Source organism: Flavobacteriales bacterium, from assembly GCA_020635795.1.
GTDB lineage: Bacteria > Bacteroidota > Bacteroidia > Flavobacteriales_E > Vicingaceae > Vicingus.
Genome location: JACJZD010000007.1, coordinates 41,335 through 60,858 on the forward strand (window position 1 = coordinate 41,335; position 19,524 = coordinate 60,858).

Below are 19,524 nucleotides of genomic sequence, written 5' to 3' on the forward strand. Positions count from 1 at the left end.
CAATGTCGTTGTATAGTGTAAGTTTGTTGAAACACAACAAAATTCTCATCTTTGTACTCAACCATGAGTTTACAAGAAAAAGACAAACAATACATTTGGCATCCGTTTACCCAAATGCAAACTGCCCAAAACATTTTGCCAGTTGTTAAAGCAGAGGGGTTGTATTTATTTACCGAAGATGGTAAAAAAATTATGGATGCTGTTTCTTCATGGTGGACCAATGTTCACGGGCACAGTCATCCACATATTGCCAAAGCTTTAAACGAGCAATTTAAAACTTTAGACCACGTAATATTTGCTGGTTTTACTCACCCAAAAGCCATAGAACTTGCTGAGCGAATTATTGGTAAACTACCCTTTTTAGACAAAGTATTTTTTTCTGACGACGGTAGTACATCTGTTGAAGTAGCTATTAAAATGGCTTTTCAATATTGGTACAATAAAAAAGAACCTAAAACCAAAATAGTTGCATTTAAAAATGCTTACCATGGCGATACATTTGGGGCGATGAGTGTGGGCGGACGAGATACATTTAACAACCCGTTCAATCCTTTTTTGTTTGATGTTGAATTTATTGATGTTCCAACAACTGGAAATGAAGATAAAGTAATTGAGCAACTCATTGATAAAGTTCAACATAACGATGTTGCAGCGTTTATTTTTGAACCCTTAGTACAAGGTTCTGCGGGTATGGTTATGTACTCACCCGAGGTGCTTAATCAATTGATTAATGTTTGCAGAACACATGAGGTAATTACCATTGCCGATGAAGTAATGACTGGTTTTGGTAGAACAGGAAAGTTTTTTGCAACCGATTATATCATCAACAAGCCTGATATCGTTTGTTTATCAAAAGGACTAACTGGAGGGGTTTTACCATTGGGATTAACAGTCTGTACCAATCAAATTTACAACGCATTTTTATCGAACGACCACAGCAACACTTTTTTTCATGGTCATTCCTTTACTGGTAATGCTTTATCATGTGCAGCAGCTTGTGCTAGTTTAGATATTTTTGAAGAACAAAACACATGGAATCAAATTGAAATGATTATTGATAGTCATAAAAAGTTTGCTAAAAAATTATCGAACCACAAAACATTTAAAGAGATTAGACAAACAGGAACTATTTTAGCATTGGAGATCGAAAATGGGGAGTCTTCCTACTTTAATAACCTAAGAGATATCTTGTACCATTATTTTTTAGAAAACAACATTTTACTTCGACCTTTAGGAAATGTCTTGTATATTTTACCACCGTACTGCATAAAACAAGAAGAATTAGCCAGAATTTATACTGCTATTGAAATGTTCCTAACCAAACGTACAAATAACTAAAACCGTTAATTGTTTAAAACGACCGTTAATTGTTAAAATTGACCGTTAATTGAACAAATCGTTAGTTTTTACCTTATATTGAAATCCTATCACTAATTTTACATCATAGAATGAATTTATTTATTTAACTTTATACTTAATTTCACAATTTAATATTGAAATGCTATGAAACCTTCTCCAGAGTTATTTAACTTGATAAAATCGCTTTCTAAGTCAGAAAAGAGATATTTCAAGCTTACTTCTTCACTTCAATCTGGTGAAAAAAATTATTTAAAACTCTTCGAAGCCATTGAGTTACAAGATGATTACGATGAGGATGCGATTAAAGAGCAATTCAAAAAAGAAACTTTTATAAAACATTTACCTTCAGAAAAAAACCATTTATACAACCTTATTCTCAAAAGCCTAAGAGGCTTCTATTCTGATAATTCTGCTGCATCAATTTTACAAGAGCACATCAGAAACATTGAATTGCTATTTAACAAAGCGTTGTATAAAGAATGTACCAAATACATCAATAAAGCAAAAACCATAGCTTACAATTACGAAAAGTATTATTTCTTGTTAGACCTTATCAATTGGGAAAAGAAACTGGTTGAAGAAGGCTATTCTAGAGGTGAGTTTGAAGCGGATTTAAATAAATTGGTGGAAGAAGAGTCGGACTGCATTGAGAAATTAAGAAACATTGCAGAGTACCAAATGTTGTATTCTCAAATTAATGCTGTAATCAGAAAAAGTGGGTTTACTCGAAATGATGAAGAGGCAGAATTAACTCGTGAGATATCTAATCACCCATTAATTAGTGGAAAAAACACAGCGCTGACATTAAAAGCTGCTACTGCTTGCTACTCAATTAAAGCCATGTGTTTTGTTACCAACAGAGATTACAATTCGGCATTTGAATACCTTAGAAAGGTTGTTAAAATAATGGAATCGAACCCTTTCATTATGAAAGAACTTCCTAAAAGATACATCAAAGCCTTAAACAGCATGGTGTATGCCTATTTAAACAGTGGTGATATTGACAACTGTTTAGCAACCATAGAAAAAATCAGAGCTTTAACCGATAAACCTGGCTTTGAAAGCATTGACATACAACTTAGCTTATTTTCATTACCAAACAACGCCGAACTATTGGCATATTCTTATTCTGGAGAATACAAAAAGGGTATTGATGAAGTAGTTCCTCGAATTTTAAATGGAATTCATAAATACCATGGAAAATTAAGTGCCGAAAGTGAATTATTGCTTTATTACAACATTTCAAGAGTCTATTTTAGTGCCGGAGAATACAAATTAGCATTAAAATACAATAACATTGTGTTGAACAGCAACGATAATATTTTACGCCAAGACGTATTCACTTTTGCTCGCTTGGTAAATCTTATTATACACTTCGAGTTGGGCAACTTCGATTTATTAGAATACACCATAAAATCTGCCAAACGATTTGTTACCAAAAATCAACGAAACTATCAGTTCGAAACTGTTTTCTTGAAAAACATCAAAAAAATGGTAAGAGCAAAATCGCCAGAAGACACGGTTCGTTTATTTACTCAATTCAGAATGGATATTTTGAAAGTATTGGAAGATCCGTATGAAAAAACAGCCAACCGTTATTTCGATTTTCTTACATGGATTGACAGCAAAATCAAGAAAAAACCTTTTGCAGCTATAATTAAAGAAAAATCTAAGCCATCAGCTATCTAAACGCTGTTTCGAAGCCTCGTATATAACCATACCTGCTGCAACCGAAACATTTAAAGAAGCAATTTCTCCAACCATAGGAATTTTAGCTAAGTCGTTACTATTTTTTAGTAGTTGGTTGGCAATACCTTTTTCTTCGTTACCCATTATAATTGCAGTTGGCTGATTAAAATCAACCTCAGATATCAGTCTATCCGTTTTTTCGGTACACGAAACGATATTCAAACCACTGTCTTTTAATAAAAATAAGGTGTCGGTTAAATTATCAACCTTGCAAATGGGCATTCTAAAAATAGCTCCAGTTGAAGTTTTTATTGCATCTTCATTAATTTGAGCCGATTCTCTTTTTGGAATAATGATAGCTTGAACACCTAAACATTCGGCAGTTCTTGTTATCGCACCAAAATTACGAACATCAGTAACCCTATCTAAAATCAGCACCAATGGCACTTTCCCTTCTTCAAAAACGCGAGCCAAAACATCTTCTATATCTTGCGTTTCTATTGGAGAAATAAAACATAAAACTCCTTGATGAGCTCCTTGTGTATATTTATTTAATCGTTGAACAGGCACATGCGAAAAAGGAACTTTCGATTTTTTAATTACATTACGTAACTCAGTAAGCCCCTGACCTTGAATATCTTGTTGAATATAAACCTTTTCAATTTCTTTGCCCGACTTAATAGCCTCAATTACAGGATGTATTCCAAAAATGATGTTTTCTTTTTCTTTCATATGTAAATGTTTACTGTTTTAAAGCGGTCACATGGAATAAGCCATGTTATCTTATTCACATTTTTTATGTTGTTGCACATGGCAATTTCATGTCGCGAAATTAATTGAAAAATAGTGATAAATGTAAATTAAAATACTCGACCACTGCGCCAAGTATCCACAGCACGATACCACATGCTTTTGTAAATGCCAGAACGGCTCAAACTATAATCGTTATGCGTTAAATAATTTTTTACTTTATAAAATACAAAATTCATGGAAGTGATATTATTCTCTTCTCCGTAAATCCAGTTTTCATAATCTTTGTTTTTGTATACCACATTTGGTGGACCGTAAATAATGTAAATCAACCCTCTGTCAGATTTCCAACCTTCTAAATAACTAGTAAAATACAAATTGGCACTTTCAACACGGTTAAAATATTCTTTAATTAATGTTCTAGCACGTTCTGTTCCTCCAGCTGTTTCCAACCAAAACTCATCCATCGCCAATTTCTTATTTTCAGCTTCCAACAGGGTATTGTACTCTTCACGTGTGGTAATGTAGCGCATGGGTTCAATCATGTTTTCTACATCTTTAACTTCTGGAAAATTATTCTGAAAACTAAAAAATGTAGGTCCTTCATTTAACCCCTCGCTAGTTTGTAAAAAATACAAGCCTTTTGCAGGAATATCAAACCTAACTTTTCGTGTTGAGTCAAATTCTAAAACGGTAAACGAATCTGGTTTAAGCACCACATTTTCTACTTTTTCGGTTTCAGAAAACGGAGGTTTTGCAATGGGTTGATTTACAAAGAAATATTTTAGCGTAATATCATTACTTGGATTAGACCAACTCTTTTGAATAACCACCCCTTCATTTAAACCCAAATAATTTTTGTAAATAATTCCGCCTAATGTATCAGTAGCTAAAAAGTTTTGCGAATTATGGATAGTACCTCTATTAATAGCCAATTTTTTCTTTAAATAATTATCTCGGTTGGCATCATAAAATGAAATCAATAAATCATAATTGGTGTTCAATTCGGTTTTTAACTCTACAATGCCCTCCAAAAACTTTTTTTGGTTATTCTGACCGTAATCTACAAAGTAAATGGTTGCACTATCAATTAACTTTTCTCCCTCACCAAGCAACTCATACTTTACTTGAACATTAGCAGTAAATACAGAATCTGTTCTTCTACGGGTGTACAATAAATTTTCTGAATGTAATCTAAAATAAACCTTCGTCAACGAATCGTTCTCGTGAAAAACTTTGTATTCGGGCTCTAATAAATTAATTCCTGGCAAATAAATTCCAGCTACATTTCTATTAGAAAGATTTTCGGATGAAGAACAACTTGAAAGAAATGCAATAACACAAAAGCCCACAACAGCTATCATTAACTTTGCTGTTCCTAATTTATTTCTGTGCGTTGTAAATTTCATTCCTCTATCGTTTAAACCGATTCATCCAACAAATTATCATCTTCTGTAAAATTAGAAGGCAATGTTTTTGAAGCCTTTGCTCCAAGTTTTTTTATCTTCTCAACCCTTCCAATCAAATTACCTGAACCCGTTTTCATTTTATTAAAAGCACCATCGTAAGCTTGTTTAGCGGTAGATAATCCTTTATCTATTTTTTCTAAATCCTCCAAAAAACCAACAAATTTATCATACAATGCACCACTCTGTCTAGCAATTTCTAAGGCATTCTGATTTTGTTTTTCTTGATTCCAAATAGAAGAAATAGTTTTTAATGTTGCTAATAAGGTAGTTGGACTTACTATAACTATTTTTTTATCCCACGCGTAATTATACAAGTTTGGGTCGGCCTGCAAGGTAAAACTAAACGACGGTTCTGAAGGCATAAACATCAATACAAAATCAGGAGTATTCAGTCCTGGTATCTGGCTATAATCTTTTTTCGAAAGTGTATCAAGATGATTTTTAACCGACACCAAATGTGCTTTTAGTTGAATGTTTTTCTCATTCTCATCATCCGTATCCAAATAATTGGTGTAAGCAGTTATAGATACTTTAGAATCAATAATAATCTGCTTGTTGTCGGGCAATTTAATTACAATATCTAACCTACTTCCACCACCACTTTGATTGGTGTAGTAATCTTCTTTTTCGTAGTGTTCACCTTTGGTTAATCCCGAGCTTTCTAGAATTTTTTCTAAAATCAACTCCCCCCAATTTCCTTGAGTTTTAGAATCGCCTTTTAAAGCCTTTGTTAAGTTCTGAGCATCCGATCTCATTTGTTGGTTTAATTCCGACAACGATTTTATTTGTTCGATTAATGAAGTACGCTCCTTCAATTCATTGTCATACTTGTCTTCAACTTTCTTTTCAAAGGCTTTGATGTTTTCTTTTAAAGGCGTTAAAATCTCATCCAATCGTTTTTGGTTAGATTGAGCAAACTCGGTAGAATTTTCTTTGAGCAACTTGTTGGCAATGTTTTGAAATTCCAAAGTAAATTTCTCCTGAAGCTTCGTAATCTCACCTTTTTGTTCGTTCAACTTTTCTTCAAGGTTTTTGTTTTGAGTTTCAAGCTGGGCTGATAATCCAATCAACTCACTATTTTGAGCGGCTAATTTTTCTTCTTTTTCTTTTTGTTCTTTGTAAACTTGTCCAGCATTTTCTAATCGTGTTGCTAATTTGGTGTTTTCGGTAGAAAGCTCATTTATTTTAGCCAAATCCTCATCACTCAATTGCCCTGATTGATTACTTTTTTTAATTAAAAAGCCTATCACCAATCCTAGAACTAGTCCGATAATTAAAAAAAGTATTGATGATATTTCCATAACAATGTTTAGGCTTTAAAATTAAGATAAAAAATTAATTATTACTCGAATCATTTTAAACACGAAACCAAAAAAAATGGTTGATTTTTGAGTTTCCATTTTTGTATATTTACCCAACTTAAATTTAAAAATCATGTGTTGCAACAACGAATTTCTACCTATTTTCAAATCGGCATCATTCAAATTAGAAAAAGGACTAAAGAACAGTGATGCCGTTAAACAACTGCAAAACGTTTTAAATCATTTGGGATTTAAAGAGGAGTTGCAATGGAACAAATATGGAGCTGATGGCGATTATGGAAACCTCACACAAAAAGCAGTTGCTTTATTTTTGAAGAAAAACAACATGAGTGGTGATGGTAGTTTTGTAGATAAATCAATAGCAATAGTGTTAGAACAAAAACATGATACGCTTGATGAACTTCAAGTTTTGAATACAGACATTACTGAAAACACTATTGAAACGGAATATTTTTACAAATCAAAAAAGAAAACCAAAATACAAGCTTTACAAACCTTATTAAACGAGCTTGGTTACGGAAAAACCTTACAGTGGAGCAAATACAAAAACGATGGCGATTATGGCGATTTAACCACCAAAGCTGTTGCTTTATTTGCAAAAGATAGAGGAATAACAGTTGATGGAAAAATATTAACCCTTCCTTTAGCAAAGCTCATTGTAACAGAACTATCATCAACTTATGGTAAACAATGGAATACAAACACTTTATCTGAAACAGTTGAAGACAACTCCAATCCATTAGTAGAATTTTCTGCTTCAAATTTTGTAGGTAAAAAAGTAATTGCTGACAAAGATTTTGTTCCTGCTTTAAAACGAATTAACCAATATGCAAAAGATAGTGAGGTGTTAATTCATGTAACCAGTAGCTTTAGAAAAGATACCAACGTAGCTAATGCCATTGTTACACCAGCAAAAATGTCGAACCACCTAATTGGACATGCTATTGATATGAATATTCGTTACGATGTTAATCATAGTAAATGGTGCAACTCAAGCGCTTTAGCAAAAGCAACATTACCAGCCCCTGTCGCAAAATTTATTAATGCAATTAGAAACGATATTGGCTTAAGATGGGGCGGCGATTTTAGAAAAAAAGACAGCGTACATATTGATGATTACTACAACCAAGATTTAGCCAAGTGGCAAAAGAGATACAATAAGATTCATCAGGCTTAATGAAAAGCATTTTATCTATATTCCTATTGTCATTGCTGAATTTTGTATCAGCCCAAAACTATGTGGATTTGGCTAAAATTGGTTACGCGGTAACTCCTTTTAACAATTACGACAGCCTAAAAGGAATATCTACACAAATACAAGAATTTTCTAGCGATATTACGTTGCCTATTGCTTTAGACTCATCAAAATCAATTATTACTGGTGTATTGTTTGAGCAAATTAGCTTAGTAAATCAGCCTGCCAATCAAAGTACTTTTTATACCATTAACCCAAAAATTGGCATAAACATTAACCATTCCGAAAAAGTATCAGGAACGTATGTTTTACTCCCAAAAATTTCGTCCGATTTAACGAGTGGCTTAACCTTAAAACATTTTCAATTTGGTGGACTTGGTTTAGTTCAAATAAAAAAATCATCGCAATTCAAATACAAGTTTGGCGCATATTACAACCAAGAATTGTTTGGTCCATTTTTGGTTCCTTTACTTGGTTTTTACTACCAAAGCAAAAACAAAAAGTTTGAAGCTAATTTTACCCTTCCTGTTTCTGCTGATGCCAATTACCAAGTAGTTAAAAACACAAAAGCAGGGTTAAATTTCAATGCATTTGTAAAGAGTTTTTATGCTCCGCAATTCAACAACAATTACCTCACTAAAACCACCAACGAATTGTTTGCTTACCTACAATTTAATTTCCCATCGTACCGAATATTAATTGAACCACAAGTGGGTTATTCCGTGGCTCGAAGCTATCGTGTTTATAATACTTCCGATAAATTAGATTTTAAACTTTCTGCATTTAAATTTGGACCCGACCAACAGCCTTTAAACTTTGATTTTAATGATGGTTTGATTTTTAAAGTTCGCTTAGTGTACCGATTTATGTTAGAGAATAATTAGTTTTGTGAATTGAGTTGTGAGTTATCGGTAATGAGTGATTTGACCTTAAATTATTAGGTGATAGACTCTTTATAAACTTTTAACCTTATAAACTTTTAACCTTATTTATGAAAACTGCTTTATTTCCTGGTTCGTTCGACCCCATTACTAAAGGGCACGAGGATATTATTTTAAGAGCTCTACCATTGTTTGACAAGATTGTTATTGGCGTTGGTACAAACACCGCAAAAAGCTATTTATTTACTATAGAACAACGTATAAATTGGTTAAAGGCTACTTTTAAAAACCAACCAAAAATTGAGGTAATTGCTTACGAAGGTTTAACCATTGATTTCTGTACTAAAATTAACGCCACTTTTTTATTGAGAGGTCTTCGAAACCCTATTGATTACAATTACGAAAGCAACATTGCCTTGATGAACAAAATGCTGAACAACAAGATTGAAACTATCTTTTTGTTGACTTCTCCTGAACTAATGGCAATAAATTCGACCATTGTTCGTGATATTATCATTAACAAAGGCGATGCAAGTAAATTTGTTCCTGATGCAATACAAAATGACTTTTAGAGTTCCTTTTTATATGTTTAAAAAATTAAGTTTCTTCTTTCTTGTTCTTTTTTGTGCCAATCAACTTTCGGCTTCAAAAACAGTAATCAAAGGATTTGCAAAGGCTTTTGGCACACAAGAGCTAACTGTTTTTACGTATACCGATTACATTACCAATACCAAGAAAAACCTAGGTTATGTTACCATTAATAAAGACGAAACCTTTACCTACGAGTTTGATTATACCGAAACCACAGCCATTTATTTAAAAATTGAAGACAAAACCACTTGGTTCTACATCGAGCCTGGCAAGGTTTATAACATTTCGTTGAGCTATAGCGATGAGTATAACAAAGGTAGAGTTTACGACAAACAACTATCGCTAAAATTCAACTTTCCAGCACCCAACGAACTGAATCAAGAAATAAAAAAATACAATCAAAAATATGATGCTTTTTTTGACGAAAACTACGTGTTGTTTGTTCGTCGCGACCGCTCTGTTGAACCAAAAATTAAAGCATTTAAAACCAAAATGCTAAAAGAAATAGAATCGGTTTCTACCGACTTTGTGAAAAACCACATCATCTACTCTATTGCTCAATTAGAAAACTCCATCAATGTATCGTATAGCGATAAAGCTACTGGAAAAAACAGCAAAAACACTAAAGCTAACCTGTATTTAGAATATCTCAATAATAAACCCATACTTTACAATAACAAAGAATACATGGGATTGTTTACCGATTTTTTTGAAACCGAGCTAAAAGACATGACCTTGCAAATAAGTGGTTTAGATGTAATAAAAGCTATTAATGAACAAGCAAGTATGGCCAATTATTTAAAGTCGTTAGAAAAATACCCTTTTTTACCTGATGCTGAATTTCGCGAACTTTTTGCCATTTACGGTTTGTATAAAATCAAAGACGATAAATATTTCAACAAAAAAAACATTATTGGGTTGATGAACGAATTTAGAACCAAATCAAAATATGCCCATCAAAAAATAATTGCAGAAGAAATTTATACGCTGTTAACACAAAAAAAATTAGACAAAGGTTCAAAAGCAGTGGAGTTTAGTTTGATGAACAAAAACAACGAGTTGGTTTCTTTAAACTCATTTAAAGGCAAACATTTGTACATTAATTTTTGGGCAACTTGGAACATACCGAGCCAAAAAGAAATGAAAGTGATGGAAGCTTTGTATAAAAAATACAATGGTGCAGTTGAGTTTTTAAGCATTTGTACCGACAACAACATTGAAAAAATGAATAATTTTTTGGCAAAAAACCCTAGCTACACTTGGAAATTTTTACACCTTGGTAAAAATCAAAAATTGCTCGACGATTACGAAGTAGCTACTCTACCCATGTATGTATTTTTGGACAACAATTTAAACATCATCAGTTCTCCTGCTCCTCGTCCTGGAGGTTCTGCCGAAAGAGCTACAGAAGATAATATCGAAAAGATTTTCTATGATGTGATGAATAAGAAATAATTTGTGATTACCGTCATTACGGGCTTGACCCGTAATCTTTTTATCCATTGTTTTCACGTATGAGATCGCGGATCAAGTCCGCAATGACGAAGCTAAAAAATCAGCTATAGACGAGTACGTATTTTTCAGTGCAATTTCTTTGATTTGTTCGTCAGTAAACCATTCCACTTTTTCAATACCTTCTTCAGTTTGAGGAATCAATTTACCATCAAAATCAGTTTGCATTTCAAACCAATAGGTTTTCTTTAAAATAGGGTTGTCGTTTAAATGATAAATGTGATACGAATCGTTTAAAGGTTTTACAATCTTCAAACCAGTTACCGCACACTCCTCTTCTACTTCTCTAATAGCAGCTTCTTCAATTTGTTCACCTTTTTCAATTTTACCTTTGGGCAAATCCCAATTGTCCAATCGATAAATAAACAAGGTTTTATGTTGTTTGTTTTTTACCACACCTCCAGCAGCTTCAATTAAGGTAAAACTAGATTTAAACTGATTAAAAGCATTTTCAACGTCATCAACAACAATTACAATTTCTTGCAATCGTTTTACACGATGTAATAAATCGAGTAAAATGGTCGTTAAATCTGAAGAAAAAAAACGAAGTCGTAATTCCGACTCAACGTTATCAACATACTGTTGATTATTGGTGAACACGATTCGTTTATCCTTTATAAAAACTTTATACATTTGCAGCATGATATTGAATAACGAATCAGCAAAAAAAGTAGCTCAATCGCTATTGCAAATTAAAGCAATAAAATTACAACCAAACCAGCCTTTTACTTGGGCTTCGGGTTGGAATTCTCCTATTTATTGCGACAACAGGAAAATTCTTTCTTACCCAAAGGTAAGAACTTTTATTAGACAACAGTTTGTTGAAGCCATAAAAGAGCATTACCCAAAAGTAGAAGTAATAGCTGGTGTTGCCACTGGAGGTATTGCTATTGGAGCATTGGTAGCCGAAGAAATGGGCTTGCCTTTTGTGTATATCCGCTCAGCAGCAAAAGGGCACGGTTTACAAAATTTAATTGAAGGAGAAGTACCAACCGACAAAAATGTGGTAGTGATTGAAGATTTAATTTCTACCGGAGGAAGCAGTTTAACAGCAGTTGCAGCCTTGAAACAAGAAAATTGCAATGTATTAGGTATGGTTGCCATATTTACTTACGATTTTGAAACAGCCAAAGAAAACTTTAAAGCAGCACAATGCCCGTTAGTTACGCTAAGCGACTACAATGTATTAATTGCTACTGCCGAAGCCGACAGTTTTATATCTGCAAACGACGTAGCCTCGTTAAGCGAATGGAGAAAAGACCCTGCGGGATGGAGGAAATAGTTTTCAGTCTTCGGTTAGCAAATCACTAAAAACAGAACACTTTACACCAAACACTATAAACAGAACACTATACACTAAAAACTATACACCAAACACCAACAAATGAAAATAAACACCACACCAAAAACAGTTAATGCAACACCTGAAAACGTTTTTAACTTTTTGTTTGACATGAACAATTTTCAAGAGTTGTTTCCTGCAGAAAAAGTAGAAAATTGGAACTCGACCGACGAATTTTGCACTTTTAGAATAAAGGGTATGACCGACATTGGCTTAAAAAGAGTTGCTGCAACTCCAAACTCGTTGATATATTTAGACTCGCATGGTAAAGTGCCTTTTAAATTTACCTTAAACATTTTTTTAAACCCCATAAACGACAACCAAACCGAAGCTCATTTAGAATTTGACGGTGAAGTAAACCCTTTCTTAAAACTGATGGTAGAAACCCCGCTAACCAACTTTTTTAACATGCTTTCGGATAAATTGGTGGAAAAGTTTGGGTAACTTTCATTAAAAAAATAATGGATCTAGATCAAAAAATTGTCATCGGCGAGTTTACTGTTTCAAGTTCTATTTTTTTTGACTTTCAAAATCTACTAATTAAAAACAATATTGATTTTGAAATTAAGAATCGAACAGATTACGACGAAGGTGTTTCTTTTGATATAGCCATATTTTATATCAATGTAAAAGACTAAGATAGAGCTAAAAAAATTAAAAATGATGTATTAAAAAATTCCCAAGACCATCCAATATATTGGAAATATGTAAGAAAATTTATTTATATATTTATTCTTGGGTGTTTAGTCATTCTAATCCTCTTCTTACTTAAATTATAAATTAGATAAGAAACCCAATTTTGCCTTCGTTTGTGTCCCACAAACGAGCAAATTACTTACTTCAAGCCCTTTAAATTGTTGTTTGTGAGACACAAACAAAAGCATCATCGAAATTCAACTAATTAAACTAATCTCCTTCAAATCAAACTCTTTTATCTGTGAATTTATTTCTACTTGCAATTTACCAATAGCAGAAACACCTCTAATTATTCCTGTAACTCGCTCGTTATTTACCAAGTAATGTAAAGGTTTTTGGTAGCCCAACAGTACATTTAAATAGTCTAGTTTTAATTGTGTGTTTTTCCCTGCTTTTAATTGCAAATAGCGGTATTCAATGTGTTTGAGCAAGTCGCTTAAAAGTTGTGATAAATCAAACTCTTTATCGTCAAACTCTTTATCGGTTAAAATGGCTAACGAAGTAGCATTTATGCTTGGCGAAAATTGTGTTTGGTTTACATTCAAACCAATACCCACGATACAATTGCCAATTTTATTGGCACTAAGCGTATTTTCAATTAAAATACCAGCTATTTTATTGCCATCCACATAAATATCGTTTGGCCATTTAATCGCTACTTGCTCAAAACCCATTTTTGCCAAAAAATCGTAAATACCCAACGAAACCACTTGGCTCAACACAAATTGTTCTTCAATCAACACATTAGGCTTAAGTAAAACCGAAAAAGTTAGGTTTTTTCCGCTTTCGCTTTCCCAAGTGTTACCTCGTTGCCCTTTGCCTTGTAATTGATTTTTGGTAAGCACCACCAAGCCTTCAAAACAGGTTGAGTTCACCAACATTTCTTGCAAAAAAACATTGGTAGATGTTGTTTCATCTAATTTAACTATTCTATTACCGAGTATTAAGGCATTTTCCATTGTTTACAAAACTAATTAATAATTCCGCTTCAATACGCTATTCGTCATTCCGGGCTTGACCTAGAATCTATTTTTTGTAGCATTTAGATTCCTGCTTTCGCAAGAATGACGTTATTAATAAGTTTTTATCGCAAAATAAACGTCTCAATAATCTTTTAACTTTATAAACTTTTAACTTCTAAACTCAAGGATATTTCGTTATTTTGCAGCTTAATAATTTAACAGTAAATGGCGAAGAAGAAAAAAGAATTAAGTGAATCACAAATTTTAGTAGACGTTGTAATTAAAGGATTGCAAGATAAAAAAGCTGAAAACATTGTTACCATTGATTTAAGAAGTTTAGAAAATGCGGTTTGCGATTTTTTCGTAATCTGCTCAGGAACATCAAATACGCACGTTGGTGCATTATCAAAAGCTGCTGAGGAAGAAGCAAGAAAAACATTAGGCGAAAAGCCTTGGCATTCTGAAGGTTTCGGGAATGCTGAATGGGTCTTATTGGATTATGTAAATACCGTTGTACATATTTTTCAGGAAGAAGCAAGAGAGTTTTATAATTTAGAAGGCTTATGGGCTGATGCAGTAATAACAGAAATAAAAGAGGCGTAATTTTTCACATGGAAAAGAAAGAAAATAAAACTAAAAAACCATTTCCTAAACCTAAACCAGGAGGAAATAACAACAGTAAAAAACCATTTAATTTTTATTGGATTTATGCCATTATTGGTATTGCTTTAATCTCATTAAACTTGTTTAACTGGCAAGGTGGTAGTTCTACTATTACTCCATCAGAATTTGAAAAAATGGTGGTTAATGAGCAAGTAAAAGAGGTAATTGTAGTTAACCATAAAATTGCTAAAGTTTTTTTAACCCCCGAAGCATTAGAGCAAGCACCACACAAGGATAAAATCAAAAAACCTGTAATGGGCGTTCAAAATCAAGGCCCACATTACACCTTCGAAATTGGTTCGGGCGATGTTTTTGATGCTGATTTAAAAACGTGGTCGAAAGACTACAATTTAAAATACAAATACACCACCGAAGAAGATTGGTTCGGAGGCTTATTAGGACTGATTTTACCCATCTTAATTTTTGTCGGAATTTGGTTTTTTATCATGAAACGAATGTCTGGTGGTGCTGGAGGAGGTGGTGCTGGTCAGATTTTTAATATTGGTAAATCGAAAGCCCAACTGTTTGATAAAGAACGTAGCATTAATGTAACATTCGAAGATGTTGCAGGTTTAGAAGGAGCTAAAGAAGAAATTCAAGAAATTGTAGATTTCCTTAAAACACCCCAAAAATATACCGATTTAGGAGCAAAAATTCCAAGAGGAGCATTACTTGTTGGTCCTCCAGGAACTGGAAAAACTTTATTAGCAAGAGCTGTAGCTGGTGAGGCAAAAGTTCCTTTTTATTCGCTTTCAGGTTCTGATTTTGTTGAAATGTTTGTTGGTGTTGGAGCATCACGTGTTCGTGATTTGTTTAAACAAGCAAAAGACAAAGCTCCTTCTATCATTTTTATTGATGAGATTGATGCCATTGGTAGAGCAAGAGGAAAAGGCATGGCACAAGGCGCTAACGACGAAAGAGAAAACACCTTAAATCAGTTGTTAACTGAAATGGATGGTTTTGGAACAAACACTGGAGTAATTGTGTTGGCTGCAACCAACCGAGCTGATGTATTGGATAGAGCGTTGGTTCGCCCTGGTCGTTTCGACAGACAAATACATGTTGATTTACCAGAAGTTCATGAGCGTCAGGAGATTTTTAAAGTACATTTAAAACCAATAAAAATTGACGATACCGTTGATATCGAATTTTTATCTAAACAAACTCCAGGTTTTTCTGGTGCTGATATTGCCAACATTTGTAACGAGGCTGCTTTAATAGCTGCGCGTAAAAACAAAAAGAAAGTTGGGCGTCAAGATTTCTTAGATGCTGTAGATAGAATTATTGGTGGTTTAGAAAAGAAAAACAAAATTATTTCTGACCACGACCGTAAAGCCATTGCTTTCCACGAAGCTGGTCATGCTGCAGTAAGCTGGTTGGTAAAATATGCTTCACCTTTGGTTAAAGTTACTATTATTCCAAGAGGGCGTTCATTAGGTGCTGCATGGTACTTGCCAGACGAAAGACAAATTACTACTACCGAACAATTGATTGACGAAATGTGTGCAGCCTTAGGTGGTAGAGCTGCCGAAGAAATTATGTTTGGAAAGGTTTCTACGGGTGCATTAAGCGATTTAGAAAAAGTTACCAAACAAGCTTATGCAATGGTAAGTATTTATGGTTTAAGCGATAAGGTTGGAAACATCAGTTATTACGATTCTTCTGGTCAGAGTGATTATTCGTTCTCAAAACCTTACTCTGAAAAAACGGCTGAATTGATTGATGCTGAAGTAAAAAACTTGATTGAAACTTCATACATCAGAACCAAAAAAATATTAGAAGAAAACAAAGATAAACTGATTGCTTTGGCAGAAAAATTACTTGAAAAAGAAGTTATTTTTAGAGACGATTTAGAGGAAATCTTTGGGAAAAGTATTTTTGAAGCAGAGCTGAAGGAAGAGAAAAAAATCTCAAAAAAGAATGTAGTTGCAGAAGTTGATGCAAAGGAAGAAGAAACATCTACAGCAACTAAAGCAGAAGCAGCAGAAGATAATACTAACGAAACTAAAGCTTAATGGCTGAAGGCTGGATTGTTATATATAGAGATAATGATTCAAACAAAGCTGAAATAATAAAATCATTGCTCGAAGACAACGACATTAACGCTGTAATTGTAAATAAAATGGATTCCATGCACCTGCATTTAAGCAATGCCGAAGTTGAAGTTCATGTTCCACAAAGTGATGTTATTCAAGCAAAATACATTTTATCTAAAACCGATTTGTAAATGTTAACAAGAGCAATAACAGGTTTATTTTTTGTATTGGCTTTACTCATAGCCTTCTACTTTGGTTATTTAAGCACTTTTTTTTTGTTTTTGGTTATTACCACGCTTGGTGTTGAAGAATTTTACACCATCGTTTCTAAAAACAAGGAATATAGCCCACAAAAGTTCTTTGGTTTACTAACTGGCATCTCCACATTTGTCATGTTATCTCTTATCATTCAAGATAATACGAGTATGAAGTATATCGGCATACCACTATTCCTAATTTTCTTCACCTTTATTATTGAACTTTACCGCAAACAGAAAAACCCTTTTATTAATGTGGCATATACCATTATGCCCATTTTTTATGTGGTATTGCCTTTTATACTACTTTATCATTTAGGCTATTACAACAACCATCAGTTTACCAACGAATTTAGTTACCCAATTATTTGGGGTTACTTTTTTATTCTTTGGTCAAACGATACAGGCGCTTATTTATCAGGTCGATTTTTTGGAAAACACAAATTGTTTGAGCGTATTTCGCCTAAAAAAACATGGGAAGGCAGTATTGGTGGAGCGGTATTAAGCGTTGTAGTAGCTTATGTTTGTTCGATGTATTTCGAACAGTTAAGCGTTACCGATTGGATTGTTGTTGCATTAATTACAGTGGTTTTTGGTAGCTTGGGCGATTTGGTTGAGTCCATGTTAAAACGAAGCTTAAACATTAAAGATTCTGGTAATATTTTACCCGGACATGGTGGCATCCTTGACCGATTCGATGGGTTATTTATCTCCATTCCATTTGTTTATGCTTATTTGATACTCAGTCTTCAGTAGTCAGTTCTCAGTCTACAAAAAACTAGACACTAAAAACCAAAAACTAGCAACTAGTAACTAAATTCACTATTTTTGCCGCTATATTTTTTTAAATAACTTATGAAATTTCACAAAGAAGGTTACCCATCGTTACTCATTGTTATTGCTTTTGCTATTGTTTTAAACGGATTAATCTATTTATTTTTAAACGATTACCAAGTAATTAAAATTATTGGATACGTTATTTCGGGATTTTTATTGGTGGTGATTCTACAATTTTTTAGAAGCCCAAGCAGAGATTTTAAAGCCATTGAAGGTGCTGTTATTTCTCCTGCCGATGGTAAAGTGGTGGTAATTGAAGAAGTAGAAGAAACTGAATACTTTAAAGACAAACGTTTGCAAGTATCAGTGTTTATGTCGCCAGTAAATGTGCACATTAACCGCTACCCTATTGCTGGAATTGTAAAATACTTTAAATACCACCCAGGTTTATACTTGGTAGCTTGGCATCCAAAATCATCGACCGAAAACGAACGTACTACCATTGTGGTTGAAAACAGTAAAGGACAAAGTGTATTGTTTAGACAAGTTGCTGGAGCTTTGGCAAAACGTATTGTTTTTTTCCATAAAGAAGGACAAGTGGCTAACCAAACCGACGAATGTGGTTTTATTAAATTTGGCTCGAGAGTAGATTTGTACCTACCCATTGGCACCAAACTTAACGTTAGCCTTAACGAAAAAGTAAAAGGTGGAATTACCAAATTGGCAGAACTGTAATTGTTTAGAACAATTCTAAATTGTTTAATAAACTGTTAAATTCTGTTAACTAAGGATTTTGCATAATTTAAAATCATAATTTTACGTTATTAAAAAATTAAACTCTATTGATATGAAAAAATTAATGTTAGCTGTTGCATTTATTAGCTTTGTTGGTTTAACTTACGCTAACCCTTGCGAAGACGGTAAAAAATGTGATAAAAAAGAGTGTACTCACAAAAAAGGAGACGCTAAAAAAGAATGTTCTTCAAAAGATGCTAAAAAAGCGTGTTGCTCAAAAGACAAAGCTAGTGCTGATGCAAAAGCTTCTTGCCATTCTAAAGACAAAACTGCTGCATCAGGAAAATCTTGTTGTGCTAGCAAAGCAAAAACTGAAGAGAAAAAAGCAGAGTAATTTTATTTGCTTTTACACAATAAAAAAAGAGTCCCGCAATATTGCGGGACTCTTTTTTTATTTATTATATTTGGTAAACGGATAGTGCGGATAAGTACACTGGTGTACTTATTCGGATGTTAGCAAAAATAAATAATAGAAATGTTCACATACTACACTCAAGATCACAAAATATTAAGTGACACAATTTCATATTACCTTTTCTCTGATGACACCTCAATTCGTGAGCTATGTAGTATTTTAGAAGGATTTTTAAAACATGTAGAACATATCGTTGAGCATAATGTAGATATATTAATACCAATCTGCAAAAAATCCATAGCTGAATTAAAAACTTTTGAAGCCAATACAACAAGAGGTTCTGATGCGGCAGCATTAGCTTCTCAATGCATCATACATGCAGATAGATTTATGGAGTTCATGGAGACAAAAGTGGATAATAAAAAAGAAATTCAGACAAATGATAATAATTCGATAAATATGAAACCTACATTTATCCCACTGGAAATCAATTTTGAAATTGAACAAGTGAAATCAGGCTCGACATATGCGGCAACAAATATTGGTGTAATTCTTAACCCAGATGATAATCAGTACTATTTAAATTTCGACATTGACGATTTAGGAATGAGAGACATCAATTTACCGTTGTCCTACTTGAAAAACCAAGAGGAATCATTTAGGAATAATTCCACACAACCACATTTTTTTAACCAAAAGAAATATTCCTCACTTTTTCATAAACTATCAGATAATTCGGCTGCCTATTTTCAAGCATTTGGAGAACAACTGAATATGTATGATGCATTTTCAGTTAGTTTGTTTGCTCATGAACAATTAGAAGGAGCAACAAAAAATCTAAGTGGAATATGATTACGGATTACTCTGAATATA

21 protein-coding genes are annotated in these 19,524 nt (G+C 33.3%); 16 read left to right on the plus strand and 5 right to left on the minus strand.

Annotated elements, in window-relative coordinates; all coding sequences use genetic code 11:
* Window positions 1-63: 63 nt before the first annotated feature.
* Together bioA and H6589_12470 are read left to right on the plus strand one after the other, a co-directional pair.
* The gene (gene bioA / locus H6589_12465) at window positions 64-1,338 is read left to right on the plus strand and encodes an adenosylmethionine--8-amino-7-oxononanoate transaminase (protein MCB9175416.1); all 1,275 of its coding nucleotides are present in this window, start codon (window positions 64-66) and stop codon (window positions 1,336-1,338) included.
* A 165-nt stretch (window positions 1,339-1,503) separates the two neighbouring features.
* The gene (locus H6589_12470) at window positions 1,504-3,048 is read left to right on the plus strand and encodes a hypothetical protein (GenBank protein MCB9175417.1); all 1,545 of its coding nucleotides are present in this window, start codon (window positions 1,504-1,506) and stop codon (window positions 3,046-3,048) included.
* Here the strand turns inward: H6589_12470 and rlmB are convergent.
* The 3 genes from rlmB to rmuC form a co-directional block, all read right to left on the minus strand.
* On the minus strand, window positions 3,037-3,780 hold the full coding sequence (gene rlmB, locus H6589_12475) for a 23S rRNA (guanosine(2251)-2'-O)-methyltransferase RlmB (protein MCB9175418.1): 744 nt from the start codon (window positions 3,778-3,780) through the stop codon (window positions 3,037-3,039). The two genes, H6589_12470 and rlmB, sit on opposite strands and share 12 nt — an antisense overlap.
* A gap of 128 nt (window positions 3,781-3,908) precedes the next feature.
* Window positions 3,909-5,207 carry a GWxTD domain-containing protein gene (locus H6589_12480; GenBank protein MCB9175419.1) on the minus strand — a complete coding sequence of 433 codons (1,299 nt, stop codon included), beginning with the start codon at window positions 5,205-5,207 and terminating at the stop codon, window positions 3,909-3,911.
* A gap of 11 nt (window positions 5,208-5,218) precedes the next feature.
* The gene (rmuC, locus tag H6589_12485; protein MCB9175420.1) at window positions 5,219-6,568 is read right to left on the minus strand and encodes a DNA recombination protein RmuC; all 1,350 of its coding nucleotides are present in this window, start codon (window positions 6,566-6,568) and stop codon (window positions 5,219-5,221) included.
* Between the two features lie 133 nt (window positions 6,569-6,701).
* Between rmuC and H6589_12490 the strand changes: the two genes are divergently transcribed.
* The 4 genes from H6589_12490 (at window position 6,702) to H6589_12505 (ending at window position 10,711) form a co-directional block, all read left to right on the plus strand.
* Window positions 6,702-7,766, plus strand: a complete 1,065-nt coding sequence (locus H6589_12490) for a peptidoglycan-binding protein (protein ID MCB9175421.1) — start codon at window positions 6,702-6,704, stop codon at window positions 7,764-7,766.
* A complete protein-coding gene (locus H6589_12495) occupies window positions 7,766-8,668 on the plus strand; it encodes a hypothetical protein (protein MCB9175422.1) in 903 nt (300 codons plus the stop codon). The genes H6589_12490 and H6589_12495 overlap by 1 nt, the downstream gene beginning before the upstream one ends.
* Before the next feature lie 107 nt (window positions 8,669-8,775).
* Window positions 8,776-9,237 (plus strand): pantetheine-phosphate adenylyltransferase, encoded by a 462-nt coding sequence (gene coaD / locus H6589_12500; protein MCB9175423.1) that lies wholly within the window; start codon window positions 8,776-8,778, stop codon window positions 9,235-9,237.
* Window positions 9,215-10,711: a TlpA family protein disulfide reductase gene (locus H6589_12505; protein MCB9175424.1), complete on the plus strand. Its 1,497-nt coding sequence runs from the start codon at window positions 9,215-9,217 to the stop codon at window positions 10,709-10,711. The genes coaD and H6589_12505 overlap by 23 nt, the downstream gene beginning before the upstream one ends.
* A gap of 72 nt (window positions 10,712-10,783) precedes the next feature.
* Here H6589_12505 and H6589_12510 read toward each other — a convergent pair whose 3' ends face one another.
* Window positions 10,784-11,401, minus strand: coding sequence for an NUDIX domain-containing protein (locus H6589_12510; protein MCB9175425.1), 618 nt, complete (start codon window positions 11,399-11,401; stop codon window positions 10,784-10,786).
* Between the two features lie 7 nt (window positions 11,402-11,408).
* Here H6589_12510 and H6589_12515 point away from each other — a divergent pair, with 7 nt between their 5' ends.
* The 3 genes from H6589_12515 (at window position 11,409) to H6589_12525 (ending at window position 12,748) form a co-directional block, all read left to right on the plus strand.
* Window positions 11,409-12,050: an orotate phosphoribosyltransferase gene (locus tag H6589_12515; protein MCB9175426.1), complete on the plus strand. Its 642-nt coding sequence runs from the start codon at window positions 11,409-11,411 to the stop codon at window positions 12,048-12,050.
* 102 nt (window positions 12,051-12,152) lie between these two features.
* The gene (locus H6589_12520) at window positions 12,153-12,554 is read left to right on the plus strand and encodes a hypothetical protein (GenBank protein MCB9175427.1); all 402 of its coding nucleotides are present in this window, start codon (window positions 12,153-12,155) and stop codon (window positions 12,552-12,554) included.
* Between the two features lie 17 nt (window positions 12,555-12,571).
* On the plus strand, window positions 12,572-12,748 hold the full coding sequence (locus H6589_12525) for a hypothetical protein (GenBank protein ID MCB9175428.1): 177 nt from the start codon (window positions 12,572-12,574) through the stop codon (window positions 12,746-12,748).
* Window positions 12,749-13,003: 255 nt separating this feature from the next.
* Here H6589_12525 and H6589_12530 read toward each other — a convergent pair whose 3' ends face one another.
* Entirely contained in the window at window positions 13,004-13,765 is a 762-nt protein-coding gene (locus H6589_12530; protein MCB9175429.1) for a biotin--[acetyl-CoA-carboxylase] ligase, read from the minus strand.
* A gap of 228 nt (window positions 13,766-13,993) precedes the next feature.
* Here H6589_12530 and rsfS point away from each other — a divergent pair, with 228 nt between their 5' ends.
* From rsfS to H6589_12565, 7 genes are all read left to right on the plus strand, one after another.
* Window positions 13,994-14,371, plus strand: a complete 378-nt coding sequence (gene rsfS, locus H6589_12535; GenBank protein ID MCB9175430.1) for a ribosome silencing factor — start codon at window positions 13,994-13,996, stop codon at window positions 14,369-14,371.
* 8 nt (window positions 14,372-14,379) lie between these two features.
* Window positions 14,380-16,446, plus strand: a complete 2,067-nt coding sequence (gene hflB, locus H6589_12540; protein ID MCB9175431.1) for an ATP-dependent zinc metalloprotease FtsH — start codon at window positions 14,380-14,382, stop codon at window positions 16,444-16,446.
* Window positions 16,446-16,658 carry a DUF2007 domain-containing protein gene (locus H6589_12545; GenBank protein ID MCB9175432.1) on the plus strand — a complete coding sequence of 71 codons (213 nt, stop codon included), beginning with the start codon at window positions 16,446-16,448 and terminating at the stop codon, window positions 16,656-16,658. The genes hflB and H6589_12545 overlap by 1 nt, the downstream gene beginning before the upstream one ends.
* Window positions 16,659-17,480, plus strand: coding sequence for a CDP-archaeol synthase (locus tag H6589_12550; GenBank protein MCB9175433.1), 822 nt, complete (start codon window positions 16,659-16,661; stop codon window positions 17,478-17,480).
* A 99-nt stretch (window positions 17,481-17,579) separates the two neighbouring features.
* Complete coding sequence (locus H6589_12555; GenBank protein MCB9175434.1) at window positions 17,580-18,236, plus strand: phosphatidylserine decarboxylase family protein; 657 nt, start codon at window positions 17,580-17,582, stop codon at window positions 18,234-18,236.
* A gap of 112 nt (window positions 18,237-18,348) precedes the next feature.
* Window positions 18,349-18,630 carry a hypothetical protein gene (locus H6589_12560; protein ID MCB9175435.1) on the plus strand — a complete coding sequence of 94 codons (282 nt, stop codon included), beginning with the start codon at window positions 18,349-18,351 and terminating at the stop codon, window positions 18,628-18,630.
* A 141-nt stretch (window positions 18,631-18,771) separates the two neighbouring features.
* On the plus strand, window positions 18,772-19,503 hold the full coding sequence (locus tag H6589_12565) for a hypothetical protein (GenBank protein MCB9175436.1): 732 nt from the start codon (window positions 18,772-18,774) through the stop codon (window positions 19,501-19,503).
* Window positions 19,504-19,524 lie beyond the last annotated feature (21 nt).

Bases quoted from the DNA above. Each gene is read 5' to 3' on its own strand.
- bioA (MCB9175416.1), top strand. From the start codon at position 64: ATGAGTTTACAAGAAAAAGACAAACAATACATTTGGCATCCGTTTACC.
- H6589_12470 (MCB9175417.1), top strand. From the start codon at position 1,504: ATGAAACCTTCTCCAGAGTTATTTAACTTGATAAAATCGCTTTCTAAG.
- rlmB (MCB9175418.1), bottom strand. From the start codon at position 3,780: ATGAAAGAAAAAGAAAACATCATTTTTGGAATACATCCTGTAATTGAG.
- H6589_12480 (MCB9175419.1), bottom strand. From the start codon at position 5,207: ATGAAATTTACAACGCACAGAAATAAATTAGGAACAGCAAAGTTAATG.
- rmuC (MCB9175420.1), bottom strand. From the start codon at position 6,568: ATGGAAATATCATCAATACTTTTTTTAATTATCGGACTAGTTCTAGGA.
- H6589_12490 (MCB9175421.1), top strand. From the start codon at position 6,702: ATGTGTTGCAACAACGAATTTCTACCTATTTTCAAATCGGCATCATTC.
- H6589_12495 (MCB9175422.1), top strand. From the start codon at position 7,766: ATGAAAAGCATTTTATCTATATTCCTATTGTCATTGCTGAATTTTGTA.
- coaD (MCB9175423.1), top strand. From the start codon at position 8,776: ATGAAAACTGCTTTATTTCCTGGTTCGTTCGACCCCATTACTAAAGGG.
- H6589_12505 (MCB9175424.1), top strand. From the start codon at position 9,215: ATGCAATACAAAATGACTTTTAGAGTTCCTTTTTATATGTTTAAAAAA.
- H6589_12510 (MCB9175425.1), bottom strand. From the start codon at position 11,401: ATGTATAAAGTTTTTATAAAGGATAAACGAATCGTGTTCACCAATAAT.
- H6589_12515 (MCB9175426.1), top strand. From the start codon at position 11,409: ATGATATTGAATAACGAATCAGCAAAAAAAGTAGCTCAATCGCTATTG.
- H6589_12520 (MCB9175427.1), top strand. From the start codon at position 12,153: ATGAAAATAAACACCACACCAAAAACAGTTAATGCAACACCTGAAAAC.
- H6589_12525 (MCB9175428.1), top strand. From the start codon at position 12,572: ATGGATCTAGATCAAAAAATTGTCATCGGCGAGTTTACTGTTTCAAGT.
- H6589_12530 (MCB9175429.1), bottom strand. From the start codon at position 13,765: ATGGAAAATGCCTTAATACTCGGTAATAGAATAGTTAAATTAGATGAA.
- rsfS (MCB9175430.1), top strand. From the start codon at position 13,994: ATGGCGAAGAAGAAAAAAGAATTAAGTGAATCACAAATTTTAGTAGAC.
- hflB (MCB9175431.1), top strand. From the start codon at position 14,380: ATGGAAAAGAAAGAAAATAAAACTAAAAAACCATTTCCTAAACCTAAA.
- H6589_12545 (MCB9175432.1), top strand. From the start codon at position 16,446: ATGGCTGAAGGCTGGATTGTTATATATAGAGATAATGATTCAAACAAA.
- H6589_12550 (MCB9175433.1), top strand. From the start codon at position 16,659: ATGTTAACAAGAGCAATAACAGGTTTATTTTTTGTATTGGCTTTACTC.
- H6589_12555 (MCB9175434.1), top strand. From the start codon at position 17,580: ATGAAATTTCACAAAGAAGGTTACCCATCGTTACTCATTGTTATTGCT.
- H6589_12560 (MCB9175435.1), top strand. From the start codon at position 18,349: ATGAAAAAATTAATGTTAGCTGTTGCATTTATTAGCTTTGTTGGTTTA.
- H6589_12565 (MCB9175436.1), top strand. From the start codon at position 18,772: ATGTTCACATACTACACTCAAGATCACAAAATATTAAGTGACACAATT.